The organism is Streptosporangium album (assembly GCF_014203795.1).
GTDB lineage: Bacteria > Actinomycetota > Actinomycetes > Streptosporangiales > Streptosporangiaceae > Streptosporangium > Streptosporangium album.
The window spans coordinates 202976-216399 of the sequence record NZ_JACHJU010000005.1 but is presented as its reverse complement, the minus strand read 5'-3'; the positions used below and the strand labels follow the sequence as shown (position 1 = coordinate 216399).

General features: G+C 69.8%; 14 protein-coding genes and 1 pseudogene. 4 read left to right on the top strand and 11 right to left on the bottom strand.

The genetic code is table 11. The features are described 5' to 3' along the window. The first annotated feature begins 16 nt into the window (after nucleotides 1–16). Entirely contained in the window at nucleotides 17–802 is a 786-nt protein-coding gene (locus tag FHR32_RS47525; RefSeq protein WP_376773444.1) for an ATP-binding protein, read from the top strand. A gap of 35 nt (nucleotides 803–837) precedes the next feature. Beyond that, a complete protein-coding gene (locus FHR32_RS37375) occupies nucleotides 838–1932 on the top strand; it encodes a serine hydrolase domain-containing protein (RefSeq protein WP_184759204.1) in 1095 nt (364 codons plus the stop codon). 358 nt (nucleotides 1933–2290) lie between these two features. Here FHR32_RS37375 and FHR32_RS37370 read toward each other — a convergent pair whose 3' ends face one another. Beyond that, the gene (locus FHR32_RS37370) at nucleotides 2291–3154 is read right to left on the bottom strand and encodes an alpha/beta hydrolase (RefSeq protein ID WP_184759203.1); all 864 of its coding nucleotides are present in this window, start codon (nucleotides 3152–3154) and stop codon (nucleotides 2291–2293) included. Between the two features lie 64 nt (nucleotides 3155–3218). On the opposite strand from FHR32_RS37370, the gene FHR32_RS37365 reads away from it, so the two are divergent. After that, entirely contained in the window at nucleotides 3219–3755 is a 537-nt protein-coding gene (locus tag FHR32_RS37365) for a helix-turn-helix domain-containing protein (RefSeq protein WP_184759202.1), read from the top strand. Between the two features lie 36 nt (nucleotides 3756–3791). On the opposite strand, the gene FHR32_RS37360 is transcribed toward FHR32_RS37365, so the two are convergent. The 4 genes from FHR32_RS37360 to FHR32_RS37345 all read right to left on the bottom strand — a co-directional run bounded on the left by FHR32_RS37360 (nucleotide 3792) and on the right by FHR32_RS37345 (nucleotide 6144). After that, a complete protein-coding gene (locus FHR32_RS37360; RefSeq protein WP_312882875.1) occupies nucleotides 3792–4382 on the bottom strand; it encodes an IS630 family transposase in 591 nt (196 codons plus the stop codon). Further along, nucleotides 4343–4924, bottom strand: coding sequence for a helix-turn-helix domain-containing protein (locus FHR32_RS37355; protein ID WP_184759151.1), 582 nt, complete (start codon nucleotides 4922–4924; stop codon nucleotides 4343–4345). The genes FHR32_RS37360 and FHR32_RS37355 overlap by 40 nt, the downstream gene beginning before the upstream one ends. Nucleotides 4925–5011: 87 nt before the next feature. Further along, entirely contained in the window at nucleotides 5012–5602 is a 591-nt protein-coding gene (locus FHR32_RS37350) for an IS630 family transposase (protein WP_312882875.1), read from the bottom strand. Beyond that, nucleotides 5563–6144, bottom strand: a complete 582-nt coding sequence (locus tag FHR32_RS37345) for a helix-turn-helix domain-containing protein (protein ID WP_184759151.1) — start codon at nucleotides 6142–6144, stop codon at nucleotides 5563–5565. Before FHR32_RS37345 ends, FHR32_RS37350 begins: the two co-directional genes overlap by 40 nt. A gap of 144 nt (nucleotides 6145–6288) precedes the next feature. Between FHR32_RS37345 and FHR32_RS37340 the strand changes: the two are divergent. After that, nucleotides 6289–6571: pseudogene (locus FHR32_RS37340) on the top strand (transposase); the annotation flags it as partial. A gap of 98 nt (nucleotides 6572–6669) precedes the next feature. Here FHR32_RS37340 and FHR32_RS37335 read toward each other — a convergent pair. From FHR32_RS37335 to FHR32_RS37310, 6 genes are read right to left on the bottom strand one after another with little or no spacing between them, the layout of a single operon-like run. After that, nucleotides 6670–7602 (bottom strand): S66 peptidase family protein, encoded by a 933-nt coding sequence (locus tag FHR32_RS37335; protein WP_184759201.1) that lies wholly within the window; start codon nucleotides 7600–7602, stop codon nucleotides 6670–6672. 12 nt (nucleotides 7603–7614) lie between these two features. After that, entirely contained in the window at nucleotides 7615–8568 is a 954-nt protein-coding gene (locus FHR32_RS37330; protein WP_184759200.1) for an ABC transporter ATP-binding protein, read from the bottom strand. Then, the gene (locus FHR32_RS37325) at nucleotides 8565–9596 is read right to left on the bottom strand and encodes an ABC transporter ATP-binding protein (RefSeq protein ID WP_221466760.1); all 1032 of its coding nucleotides are present in this window, start codon (nucleotides 9594–9596) and stop codon (nucleotides 8565–8567) included. The genes FHR32_RS37330 and FHR32_RS37325 overlap by 4 nt, the downstream gene beginning before the upstream one ends. Continuing rightward, on the bottom strand, nucleotides 9593–10492 hold the full coding sequence (locus tag FHR32_RS37320) for an ABC transporter permease (RefSeq protein WP_184759199.1): 900 nt from the start codon (nucleotides 10490–10492) through the stop codon (nucleotides 9593–9595). The genes FHR32_RS37325 and FHR32_RS37320 overlap by 4 nt, the downstream gene beginning before the upstream one ends. 25 nt (nucleotides 10493–10517) lie before the next feature. Continuing rightward, nucleotides 10518–11558 carry an ABC transporter permease gene (locus FHR32_RS37315; protein WP_184759198.1) on the bottom strand — a complete coding sequence of 347 codons (1041 nt, stop codon included), beginning with the start codon at nucleotides 11556–11558 and terminating at the stop codon, nucleotides 10518–10520. Then, entirely contained in the window at nucleotides 11551–13398 is a 1848-nt protein-coding gene (locus tag FHR32_RS37310) for an ABC transporter substrate-binding protein (protein WP_184759197.1), read from the bottom strand. Before FHR32_RS37310 ends, FHR32_RS37315 begins: the two co-directional genes overlap by 8 nt. Nucleotides 13399–13424 lie beyond the last annotated feature (26 nt).

Genomic DNA, 13424 nt, shown 5'->3' with positions numbered 1-13424 from the left:
CAACTCCGTCGGCCGCGTGATCGAGAACCTGCTGCGTGCTGATCTGGTCGTCATCGACGAGGTGGGGTTCGCTCCGCTGGACGATACCGGTGCTCAGCTGCTGTTCCGGTTCGTCGCGGCTGCCTACGAGCGCCGCGCGCTGGGGATCGGCTCGCACTGGCCGTTCGATCAGTGGGGGCGTTTCCTGTCCGAGCACACCACCGCCGTCAGCCTGCTGGACCGGCTGCTGCATCACAGCATCGTCGTGGCCACCGGCCGCACGGTGTATGCGATCAATCCCCTCTCGGTCGCCCGGTACCGGGAGCGCCATAGCGTCGCCCGTGCCAAGTCCGACCACGCCGATGCGATGACGTTGGCGAGCATCCTGCGCGTTGACGCCGCCTGCCCATGCCGGCCGACTCCGAGCTGGTCCATTCGGTACGCAGACCAAGGCGCTGTTGCTGCAGTTGGGCGCCGCCTGCCAGGCCGCCGACGATCTCGCAGAAGCCACCAGCGAGGCCTTCCACCAGTATCCCCGAATTATCTTGGGTTCACAGCCTTTCCCGCAGGTCAGAGCAATATGATCTTGTCTGGCACGTCAGGCACGTTGACTGGCGCTGAAGGCATGTCGCATCCACGGCACGCGGTTCCGGCGGCCCGCCAGGCAGCGGCACCGAAGAGCAGGGATGAAACTGCGCGAGTGGCCCATCGGCGATGGAGAGTGGCGTTCAGCTGCGCGCGGCGGGTGGCGTGGGCGGATGCGCCGCTTGGCGATCATCTCAATGATAGGGAAGACCCCACCCCAACAGGCATGCAGGCGTGACTGATCTTGAGTGAGATTCCCGCGACATTGGACGCATGACGGAATTGCTCGCTGCTGCTGTCGCTGGTTCTCTTGCCGCCGGTTGCCTGGTCCTCGCCCCTGTAACTCCCGCCTACGCCGCCACCGCAACTCCCTCGCCGCAGTCCCGCCTTGAGGTGCTCACCACCGCAGACGGTATGGCGGGCGCGTTGAGCCAGGTGCGCAGTCCGGGCGGGGCGAGCGTGACCCGGCGCTCCGGTACCGCGCAGCGGGGGAGTGGGAAGCCGATGATCGGGCCCGAGGGCCGGTTCAGGATCGCCAGCGGGAGCAAGCCGATCATTGCCGCCACCGTGCTGCGGCTGGCCGATCAGAAGAAGATCGACCTGGCCGCGCCGGTGGAGCGTTACCTGCCCGGGGTGCTGCGCGGCACCGGCAGCGGCGCCGGGATCGACGGCCGGAAGGTCACCGTCCGGATGCTGTTGCAGCAGACCAGCGGCATGCCCGAATACCTCAACGCGATCGACTGGAAGAAACCCTTCCCTGACTTCCTGCAGGTGGCGCTGAGGCTCAAGCCCACGCCCCGCGGCTCCTTCTCCTACTCCAACACCAACTACCTGGTCCTCGGCATGATCGTGACCAAGGTGACCGGCAAGGACTTCCGGCAGGCGAGCCGGGAGCTGATCCTCAAGCCGTACGGGATGCGGGACACGTACTGGCCGACCAAGCGAGACGAGGGCATCCGCGGCCCTCACGCCCACACCTACGGTGTGCACCCCGCCCGTCCGCAGGGCGGCGAGGTGGACCTGACCGACCAGCTGCCCACCTACGCGTTCGGGGCCAGCGGCGGCCTGGTCTCCACCCCCGAAGACCTCAACCGGTTCTGGAGTCAGGCCCCGCTGAGCACGATGATGGCCAGGACGGTGAAGGTCGAGCAGGAAGGCTGGCCTGCAGGCGCCCGCTACGGCTACGGCGTGGTCCGGATGAAGACGAGCTGCGGCGACGCCTACTTCGCCGCCGGCGACATGCCGGGAGCCGCGGTGTTCAGCGGCCGCAACCGGGCCGGGCGCGCCGCCACCGTCTACACCACAGGCGTCCCCAAGAATCGGCAGCACCTGATCAACGCCTTCATCACCGCGATGTGCGACCGCTGAGCCCGGGCAGCAGCCGCGGGGGCGATCGCATCCGGGTGGACGGCGAACACGGCACGGTCGAACTGCTCACCTGAGGCACTGGTTACGGATCGGCGTCCTGGAGACAAGGACCGAGCCGACCCCCGCCCCCGGCTCGGTGCGCTGTCGGCGGGCGATGATGCTGCCGGCCTCCGCGAGCGACAACCCGGCTCCCGGTAGGCCGCAACACCGCACTCGCCGCCACAGAAGCTGGCCGGACCAGCCTGCGCTCCAGCGGCCAAGAATGAGGACGTCAGCACGCGACCAGCAGCAGAAGCGGTCTTGTGAGTTTCATCGGCGTGGTGGGTGCCGTGGCGCTCTGTGTGGTGGTGGGGAGCGGTCAGGCCGACGCGGGCGCGCCGGCCCGGTCGAGGAGGTGGTGGACTCGGTCGGCAACGAGCCTTGGCTGTCCGGCCTGGATGAAGTGGCTGGAGTCGACGAGTTCGAAGTGCCCGTCGGGCAGTGTCTGGACCCACCGGCGCTGATGCTCGGCGATGGCCTGCTGGTTCCCCCCGCGCCGCAGGGGCCGGGACGCCGACAGCAGGACGGTCGGGCAGGCCGGCGGGGCGGGCGGCTGGGCGCGGAACTGGTGGATGGCCGCGGCCACGGCCTTGAACTCCTTGCGGGTCTGCGCGATGCCGGCCGGGGTGAAGTCCTCGGCGAGCATGGCCCGGTAGGTGTCCGCCGGGTAGATCCGGCGGACGTTCCCGGTGGACATGCGTGCTAGCAGGGGGAGCCAGATCAGCGCCTGCCCAATGGCCAGGGAGCGGTCGACCTGCCTGGCGGTCTTGTCGAAGGCGTCGTAGACCGGCGCGCTCTCCGGGGTCGGGTCCAGCAGCAGCAACCCGCCCAGCCGCGGCCCCAGCATCTCTGCGGCGCGGCGGGCGACGAGGCCGCCCATGCTGTGCGCGACGACCACCAGCGGAGCCTGGGCGGGTACCACCGTCTCGACCAGGGCAGCTAGGTCGGTGGCCATGTCGTCGATGCCCGACTGCTGTTTGGTCCGGCCGCTGCGGCCGAACCCGGCACGATCGTAGGCGACCAGCCGCGCCCGGCCGGCCAGGTGCGGCAGGACCGGGTCCCAGCCGGTGCGGCCCTGTCCGGAGCCGGCCTCGAAGACAACCCAGCCGGCGCCCCGACCGGACTCCTCCACATAAACAGTCCGCCCGTTCACCGGCACGTGCCGCCCCGTCGCCTGTCTCATACCCGCCTCCGCAGGTTCATATTTTCAATTTCGATAACGGTATCACATGTGGAATAATGATGGCGTGGACACCGCTGACTTGCTGCTGCACCCGGTTCGCCTGCGCGTGGTGCACGCCCTAGCCGGTGGGTGCGAGCTCACCACCGCCGAGCTGTGCGCCCGGATACCCGAGGTGGCGAAGGTGACCATGTACCGGCACGTCGCCCTGCTGGCCGAGGCCGGCTTCCTCGAAGTGGCCGAGGAACACCGGGTGCGCAACGTGGTCGAACGGCGCTACCGGCTGCGCCGGGACCGCCCCACGATCGACGGCGACGCCGCCGCGGCCATGTCCCTGGACGACCACCGCCGCGGCTTCGCCGCCGCCATGGCCGTGCTCATCGCCGAGTTCAACGCCTACCTCGACCGCGACGGCGCGAACCCCACCGCCGACTCGGTGTCCTACCGCCAAGGCACTCTCTGGCTCAGCCCGGACGAACTCAACAGGCTGCTCGGGGAACTGCTCGCGACCCTGCGGCCCTGCCTCGACAACCAACCCATCCCTGGTCGCGCGCCATACCTACTCAGCCCCATCCTCTTCCCCACCCGACCGCCACCACCCTGAAGGCAGGGCAGCCGGCCACACCTAGTGCTGCGTTCCTCAAAGGGTGTACACGAAGTGGCGGCGGTATGAGCGAGGTGTGGGCTGGAGGCGTCCCCAGATCCAGGGGCGGGCGCGGGCGTTGAGCTGGGCGGTGGCAACGCGGGTGGCGTGGTCGATCTCATCGGGATCGGCGAAGGAGGTCCCGGCCAGAGCGGTCTTGCGGAACAGGCGCCACCAGCCCTCTTGCAGGTTGAGCCAGCACGCGCCGACCGGGATGAACACCTGCCGGATGCGGGGGTGGTCGATCAGCCACGTGCGGGTGGAGACGCTGTTGTGACTGGAGAGGTTGTCGGTGATGACGACGATCTGGCCGTGCGGGTTGGCCTCTTCCACCTGCTGGAGAAACCGTTGGTAGTGGTCGCTGTTGCGGGAGGCGGCGGTCATGGTGACCGCGGCGCCGTCGGCGACGCGGAGCCCGCCATAGACCCAGGTCTTCTCCGGGCCGCGCGAGTAGTCCAGCTCGGCTTTGATCCGATGGCCGTCGGGCGACCAGGCGGGCGAGGGTGGGAAGGTGCGCGGGATCACCGGTCCGAGTTCGTCGGCGCAGATCACCGTGGAGCCCTCCGGCGGGGCGGTGTAGAGCTCCACGATGGCCGTCCTTTTGGGGCGAATTCCGGATCCCGGCTGGTCACCCAGCTGCGGGTATGGCGCCAGCGCACCCCCTCGGCCAGCAGGATGCGCCGTACCTGGCTGCGATGCACCTCGATCCCGGCCTCCTGGGCCGCCTGGGTGAGGGTGTCCAAGGTCCACTCCGCCGGCTTGTCCTCATCGGCGGCTGACAGCTCCCCGGCCGCATCGCGGACCAGGCGCCCGGGCGGCGCCGACCGGGCCAGCGCGATGATGGCCGAGCGCTGCTCTTCGGTGATCCGCCGCTTGCGCCCCACTCCGGGACGGTCACCCAGTCCATCGAGGCCGTCGGCGTTGAACCGGTGCAGCCAGCGGCGCACCTTCTTTTCATGGCAGCCGATCTCGGCTGCGATCGCCGGGACTCCCAGTCCGTCCCAGCTCAGCGTGATGATCCGGGCTCGCTCGATCCAATCGGCCGGGGCATGCCGGGCCCGAGCGAGCTGATGAACCTTCTTGGCCTCCGCCTCGTCTTGCAGCGGACGGGCCCGCAGAAACTTCGGCACCGTGCTCGCCTCCACACAGCAGGTCAGCACCCTTTGGGAACAAAACCTACCCATGCAAAGAGGAACGAAGCACTAGTGCTGCGTTCCTCAAAGGGTGTACACGAAGTGGCGGCGGTATGAGCGAGGTGTGGGCTGGAGGCGTCCCCAGATCCAGGGGCGGGCGCGGGCGTTGAGCTGGGCGGTGGCAACGCGGGTGGCGTGGTCGATCTCATCGGGATCGGCGAAGGAGGTCCCGGCCAGAGCGGTCTTGCGGAACAGGCGCCACCAGCCCTCTTGCAGGTTGAGCCAGCACGCGCCGACCGGGATGAACACCTGCCGGATGCGGGGGTGGTCGATCAGCCACGTGCGGGTGGAGACGCTGTTGTGACTGGAGAGGTTGTCGGTGATGACGACGATCTGGCCGTGCGGGTTGGCCTCTTCCACCTGCTGGAGAAACCGTTGGTAGTGGTCGCTGTTGCGGGAGGCGGCGGTCATGGTGACCGCGGCGCCGTCGGCGACGCGGAGCCCGCCATAGACCCAGGTCTTCTCCGGGCCGCGCGAGTAGTCCAGCTCGGCTTTGATCCGATGGCCGTCGGGCGACCAGGCGGGCGAGGGTGGGAAGGTGCGCGGGATCACCGGTCCGAGTTCGTCGGCGCAGATCACCGTGGAGCCCTCCGGCGGGGCGGTGTAGAGCTCCACGATGGCCGTCCTTTTGGGGCGAATTCCGGATCCCGGCTGGTCACCCAGCTGCGGGTATGGCGCCAGCGCACCCCCTCGGCCAGCAGGATGCGCCGTACCTGGCTGCGATGCACCTCGATCCCGGCCTCCTGGGCCGCCTGGGTGAGGGTGTCCAAGGTCCACTCCGCCGGCTTGTCCTCATCGGCGGCTGACAGCTCCCCGGCCGCATCGCGGACCAGGCGCCCGGGCGGCGCCGACCGGGCCAGCGCGATGATGGCCGAGCGCTGCTCTTCGGTGATCCGCCGCTTGCGCCCCACTCCGGGACGGTCACCCAGTCCATCGAGGCCGTCGGCGTTGAACCGGTGCAGCCAGCGGCGCACCTTCTTTTCATGGCAGCCGATCTCGGCTGCGATCGCCGGGACTCCCAGTCCGTCCCAGCTCAGCGTGATGATCCGGGCTCGCTCGATCCAATCGGCCGGGGCATGCCGGGCCCGAGCGAGCTGATGAACCTTCTTGGCCTCCGCCTCGTCTTGCAGCGGACGGGCCCGCAGAAACTTCGGCACCGTGCTCGCCTCCACACAGCAGGTCAGCACCCTTTGGGAACAAAACCTACCCATGCAAAGAGGAACGAAGCACTAGCGGTGGTTTGTTGGATCAAGCCGTATGGCGATCGCGGCGAGCGCCGCCACCCCCTCACGATCGCCGCCATCATCACCAGCTTCCCGGGTCTGGCCGATCTGACCGGGGCCCGGGTGCTGGCCGAGATCGGCGATGACCGCGACCGGTTCGCCGACGCCCGTGCTCTGAAGGCATACGCCGGAGCTGCGCCGATCACCCGCGCCTCCGGCAAGCCCACCCATGGTCGGCCACCGTAAGGTCAAGAACCAGCGGCTGGCCGCCGCCGGCTACGTGTGGGCGTTCGCTTCCCTCAAAGCGGCCGGACCCAGAGCCCATTACGACCACCGACGGCAAGTCGGTGACCGGCACTCCCCATCTGGCTTGTGAGCAATGTTTCCGGGGCATTTGGGAAGGACCCCGGGGGGCCGGGGTCCTGACGGTGCGTGATCCACCGTGCGCCGTCATGGCCCTCAGGGCGTGAGCACCGGTTCCAGGAAGCGCAGCCTGCCCGCCTCAGTGTCGAGCTGGGCCCTGACCCCGATCGGGTAGGTCTGCATCGAGATCCCGTGCCCGATGTCGGCCCCGGCGAGGACCGGCACCCCGAGGTCGCTCAGCCGCTCCACCAGCATGCGCTCCACGTCGCGCGGCTCGCCGCAGTTGGTGAACGTGCCGAGCAGGATCCCGGCCACACCGTCGCTGTAGGTGGCTCGGCGGAGCTGGGTGATGTAGCGGTCCATCCGGAACAGCTCCTCGTCCACGTCCTCAAGGAAGAGGATCGCCCCCCGGGCGGGCAGCGAGGTGTCGGTGCCGAGCGAGGCGGCCAGCAGCGTGGCCGTGCCGCCCAGCGTGTGTCCCTCCGCGACGCCGGGTACGACGGTCCTGGCGTCGGGGAAGACCAGCTCGGTCACCGTCTCCGGGCGGAAGAGCAGCTTCATCAGCTCGTCGAAGTCATACTCGCCCGGCCCCTCGTAGAAGCCGTCGCAGGCGACCATGGGCCCGAACAGCGACGCCCAGCCGAGCTTGACGGCGATCGCCTCCAGCAGCGCGGTCACATCGGAGTAGCCCACCACGACCTTCGGCCTGGCCGCGTCGATCTTCGACCAGTCGACCAGTTCCAGCGTGCGCTGCATGCCGTACCCGCCGCCGGCGCAGAAGACCGCGTCGAAGGCCGGGTCGCCGAGCGCCCTGGTCAGGTCGCTCGCCCGCAGGACGTCGTCGCCCGCCAGGTAGTCGTACTCGGTCCCGCCGACCCGTGAGGAGGCGAACACCTCGGGCTTGAGGCCGACCTCTTCCATCGCCACCAGGCCGCGGTCCAGATTGGCCTGGTTGGGCGGGCTGCTGGCGGCGATGACGGCGACGCGGGCGCCGGGTCGCAGGGCGGGCGGACGGAGGAAAGCGGTCATCGAAGAACTCCTTCAGTGGACGAGGTGGCAGGCGGCAAGGCTGGAGGGCGACGGGTCGCCGGTCAGGACGGGCAGGTCGCGGCTGTCGCACAGCGCGTCCTGCTCTGCCGCCCTGAGCGGGCATCGGGGGTGGAAGCGGCAGCCGCCGGGGACGGAGGTCGGATCCGGCGGCTCACCGGTGAGCAACACGGGCGGCTCCCCCGACTCGGGCAGCACCGACAGTAGCGCCCTGGTGTAGGGGTGCTTGGGGCGCAGCAGGACCTCCTCGACCGTGCCGGTCTCGACGATCCTGCCGAGGTACATGACCGCGACCCTGTCGGCGATGTTCCAGGCCAGGCCGAGGTCGTGGCTGACGATCAGCGCGGACAGGCCGAGCGAGTCCCGCAGCTCCAGGATCAGCTTGAGGATCTCGCCCCTGACCGAGGCGTCGAGCGAGGCCACCGGCTCGTCGGCGACGATGACCGAAGGTTCGAGCGCGAGCGCCCCCGCGATGACGACGCGCTGCTGCTGGCCGCCGGACATCTCGTGCGGGAAACGTCCCGCGAACTCCTCGGGCGGCCGCAGCCCGGCCTTGGCCAGCGCCGTGTGCACCCGCTCGCCGAGCCGATCGGTCAGGCCGTGCAGCCTGGGCCCTTCGGCGACGGCGTCGAAGACGTTCTGCCTGGGGTTGAGCGCGCCGCCCGGGTCCTGCAGGACGAGCTGGGTGTGGCGGCGGTAGGCCTTCAGCGCGGCGGCGGAGTAGCCGAGGGGCTCGCCGTCGCTCAGCACCTGGCCGCTGGTCGGCTTGACCAGCCCGACCAGGGCTCTGGCCAGTGTGGACTTGCCGCATCCCGACTCGCCGACGAGCGCGACGATCTCGCCCTGCCCTACCTGCAGATTCACCCCGTCGACGGCGTGCGCGGGCGCGGCGCCCCTGCGCGCCGGGTAGGTGACCATCAGGTCGCGGACTTCGAGCACGGGTTTCATGCCCCGCTCCCTTCCAGCACGCGCAGGCATGCGGCCTCGCGTTGCGGGCCGCTCGGCCACAGCTCCACGGTCTCGGTACGGCAGGCCGCCACGGCCTCGGGGCAGCGCGGCTCGAAGGCGCAGCCCCTGCCCTCGCTGAGCCTGGCCAGCTCGGGCGGGGTGGGTGGATCGCCGGGCAGCCCGGCGGGCGCGAGCCGCGAGGCCGGGTCGCCGATCGTCGGGAAGGCCCGGCCGAGCGCCCGCGTGTAGGGGTGCCGCGGCTCGGCGATGAGCTGCTTGGACGGGCCGATCTCGGCGATCTGTCCCGCGTACATGACGGCCAGTCGCTCGCACATGTGCGACAGCACCGACAGGTCGTGGCTGATCATGATGACGCCGATGCCCGACTCGCGCACCAGCTCGCCGAGCAGCTCCAGCACCTGCGCCTGGACCATGACGTCGAGCGCGGTGGTCGGCTCGTCGGCGATGATCAGGTCGGGCCGGCAGGCCAGCGACATCGCGATCATGATGCGCTGGCGCTGGCCGCCGGAGAACTCGTGCGGGTAGGAGCCGGACCTCCGCGACGGCACGCCGACGCTGTCGAGCAGCTCGGCCGCCCGCTTGCGTGCCGCCTTCTGCCCGATCTTCTCGTGCAGCAGGATGGGCTCGCAGATCTGCTCGCAGATCGTGCGCACCGGATTGAGCGCGCTCATCGCGCCCTGGAACACCACGGAGGCCGCCGACCAGCGCACCGCGCGCAGCCGCGCCCACCTGGCGGTCAGCAGGTCCTCGCCCTCGAACAGCACCTCGCCGCTCACCTGGGCGGAGGGGGCCAGCAGCCGCAGCAGGCTGAGCGCCATCGTGGACTTGCCCGAGCCCGACTCCCCCGCGACGCCGAGGGTCTGGCCGCGGTCGAGGGTGAAGCTCACGCCGCGTACGGCGGGCACGGTGCGCTCGCCGTTGCGGTAGGTCACCCGCAGGTCTCGCACATCGAGCATCGGAACCCTGGCCTGCCCCTCCGGCGCCTGGGTCTGGTCCCTCGCCGTCATCGGCCCACCATCCTCGGGTTGAGCACGTGCTCGACGGCGCGGCCGACGAGCGTGAAGCCGAGCACGACGATGAGGATCGCGATGCCCGGCGGTAGGAGGTACCACCACGCGCCCGCGGTGACCGCGCCGCCCGCGAACGCCGCCTGGAGCATCGAACCCCAGGTCACGCTGGTCGGATCGCCGAGGCCGAGGAAGGTCAGCGTGGCCTCCGACAGGATCGCCGAGGCGACGGTGAGCGTGCTGGAGACCAGGATCAGCGGCATGACGTTGGGCAGCACGTGCCTGATCATGATCTGCGTGTTGCCCGCGCCCAGCACCTTGGCCCGCTCGATGAAGGGCCTCGCCTCGACGGCGAGCGTCTGGGCGCGCACGAGGCGGGCGGTCGCGGTCCACGAGGTGACCGCGATGGCGATCGTGATCGACGCCGCGCCCTGGCCGAGCACGGCCGACAGCGAGATGGCCAGCGGCAGGCTGGGCAGCGCGATGAACCAGTCGGTCACGTGCATCAGGCTCTGGCCGATCCGGCCCTGGTAGTGCCCGGCCAGCAGGCCGACCGCGCTGCCGAGGACCACGGTGAGCGCGGTGGCGATGATGCCGATGCTGAGCGACTCGCGTGCGCCCCAGATGACCAGCAGCAGGACCGAGCGGCCCGCCTGGTCGGTGCCGAGCGGGTAGCCGTCGACGGGCGGCGAGAGCTGCGGGCCGTCCACCTTGATCACGTTGAGCTGGTCGTCGCCGATGAACAGCGGCGCGACCAGGGCCAGCACGCCGAAGGCGACGAGCAGGCCGAGCCCGGCCAGGCCGGCGGGCCGCTTGGCGTAGGCGCGGCAGAACCGGCCGAACGCATGGTGGCGTGGGACTTCGAGAGCGGCCGGGGCGTGTGTGGCGGCGGTCATCGGACACCGCCCGGGTGAAGGCACTTCATTGGGCTCGCACTCTCGGGTCGAGGAAGCGGTAGACCACATCCGCCAGGAGGTTCATGATGATCACACTCGCGCTGAAGACGATGAAGGTGCCCTGGAGCAGGGGCAGGTCGGGGATCTTGAGCGCCTCGTAGGTCAGGTAGCCGAGGCCTGGCCAGGAGTAGACGGCCTCGACCGTGATCGCGCCGCTGACCAGGATGCCGAGGTGCATGAAGATCATCGTGACCGAGGGCAGCAGTGCGTTCGGCACCGCGTGGCGCCGTCGTACGGCGTCGTCGGTCAGGCCCTTGGCCCTGGCGGTCAGCAGGTAGGGGCTGCCCATCTCGTCGATGATCGAGGTGCGCATCACCGTGACGTACTGGGCGAAGACCACCAGCACCATGGTCAGGCAGGGCAGTACCAGGTGCCTGGCCACGTCGACGACGTGGGTCCAGCCCTCCTGCGGCAGCGAGGGGTCGGCCATCCCGCCCGCGGGGAACAGGCTCGGGATCGGGCCGATGCCCACGCTGAAGGTGACCAGCAGGATCATGCCGAGCCAGAACGTCGGCACCGACCACAGCGTGAGCGAGGCGCTGGAGGCGATCCGGTCGAACAGGCTGCCGTGCCGCCAGCCGCTGCGGATGCCCAGCCACAGGCCGAGCGCGATCGACAGGACCGCGGCCGTGCCCATGAGCAGCAGGGTCGGCCCGAGCCGGTCGGCCACCAGCGACGAGACCGACTGCTGGAACTGCCAGGAGTAGCCGAGCTCGCCCTTGAGCGTGTTGCCGACGAAGGTGAGGAACCGCTCCCAGACCGGGTCGTCCAGGCCGAGCTGGACGCGGATCTGGGCGAGCTGGGCCTCGCTCGTGGGGCGGCCCCTGGTCAGGGTGCGGACCGGGTCGGCCGGCATCAGACTGAAGATCACGAAGCCGATGACCAGCGTGACGAAGAAGCTGACCAGGGCCGCGACCAGCTTCGAGCCCAGGTAGGGCAGAAGATCCGACCGCTTGACCCCCTGCCCCTTGACCTTGGCCGGGCCCGGGGCGGTGAGGCTACTCACGGTCGCCCGCGCCCGAGCGGCGCCTGAGCACGATCCCGCCGCCGACGATCGCGAGGAGCAGGACGCCGCCGCCGATCCACAGCGGACCGCCGCCGCCCTCCTCCTCGGCCGAGGCCGCCGCCGTCTTGGCGGCGGGCGGCGCGGCCTTGAGGTAGCTCCAGAACGTGGTCTGCGCCGGGTACATGCCCTGCGCGTCCGGCTGCCCGGTGATCAGGCCGGTCACGGTGTCGGTGCGGGCCACGTCGAGGGTGGTGGCGTAGAAGTGGATCTGGTCGACGTCGGCCTTGTACAGGATGTCCTGCATCTCGGCGACGACCTTGGCCCGCTCGTCCTGGTCGAACGTGGTGAGCTGCTTCTTGAACAGCTCGTCGTAGGCCTTGTCGCAGAAGAAGGCGTCGGTGTTGCCGCCGGTGCCGTCGTCCTTGGGCAGCGTGGCGCAGGTCTGGATGCCGAGCAGGAAGGTCGGGTCGGGGCCGGTGGTCCAGCCGTCCATCAGCAGGTCCCAGTCGCCCTTGGCCAGGTCGCTGTTGAGCGCGCTCATGCTCAGCGTCTGGATCTTGAGCTTGACGCCGATCGTCTCCAGCCAGCCCTTGAGGTAGCTGGAGATGCCCGCGTCGTACGTGTCGTCGGAGTGGATGCCGAGGCGCAGCTCCAGCGACTTGCCGCTCTTGGGGTCGACGCGGACGCCGTCGGCGCCCTTGGTGTAGCCGGCCTCGTCGAGGATCTTGCCGGCCTGGGCGAGGTCGAACGGCGTCTCCTGGCCCGCGGCCGGCTTCCAGCTCCACTGTGGCCAGGCCGGGGGCAGGTAGCCGGAGCCGACCATGCCCATGCCGTCGAGCACCTTGGTGACCAGCGTCTTCCTGTCGGTGGCCAGCGCGATCGCGCGGCGCAGCACCGGGTCGCCGAGCGCGGGGTGGCCGGTGCCGATCTTCTTGCCGGTGCGGGTGCGGGCGTTGTGGTTGACCTCGACACCGGTCCAGCCGTTGCCGACCTCCTGGGCGGTCAGCAGGCTCTTGTCCGCCTGCAGCGCCTTGAACTGGGTCGGGTTCACGCCGTTGATGTAGTCCAGCTGGCCGCTGCGCAGCGCGGCGACGGCGGCGTCGGTCGACTTGAAGCTCTGCTGGACCATGTGGTCGAAGCCGGGCCTGCCGAGGATGAAGTCCTTGTTGGCATCGAACTTCGCGTACTGCTCGGGCTTGTACTCCGTGAGCGTCCACGGGCCGTAGCCGACGACGGGGAAGGTGTCGTTCTTGATGTCCTTGAGGTTCTTGGCCTGCGGCTCCCAGATGTGCTTCGGCACGATCGGGATGCCGCTGCGGGGGATGCTCACGTAGGTGACGTTGGCCTGCGGCGCCTTGGTCTTGATGACCAGCGTCGTGGGGTCGGTCGCGGTGACCGACTCGAAGTTGCTGACCAGCGAGCCGTTGGCGGTACCCGCGACCGCGTCGGTCATGATCAGGTTGAGGGTCCAGGCGGCGTCCTCAGCCGTGAGCGGCTTGCCGTCGCCCCACTTCAGACCGTCCCTGAGCTTGAAGGTCCAGGTGAGCTTGTCCTCCGACGGCGTCCACGACTCCGCCAGGTACGGGCCCGGCTTGCCGTTCTCGTCCAGCGAGTTCAGCGTGGGGTAGATCGAGGCGAAGACGTCGTACGCGCCGTCAAAGAAGGCGAGGAACGGGTTGAGCGTGTCGACGCCCGAGCCCGACATCTTCACCCGCAGCGTGGTCTCCTGCGGCGCGGACGCGGCGGATGCGGCGGCGAAGGTGCCGGCACCGGCCAGCAGCGAACCGCTCAGCGCGCAGGCGGCCAAGGCCAGCCTGCGTCGCGAGTTGCCTGTCCCCATTGATGTCTCCTGGTCGTTCGTCGTGC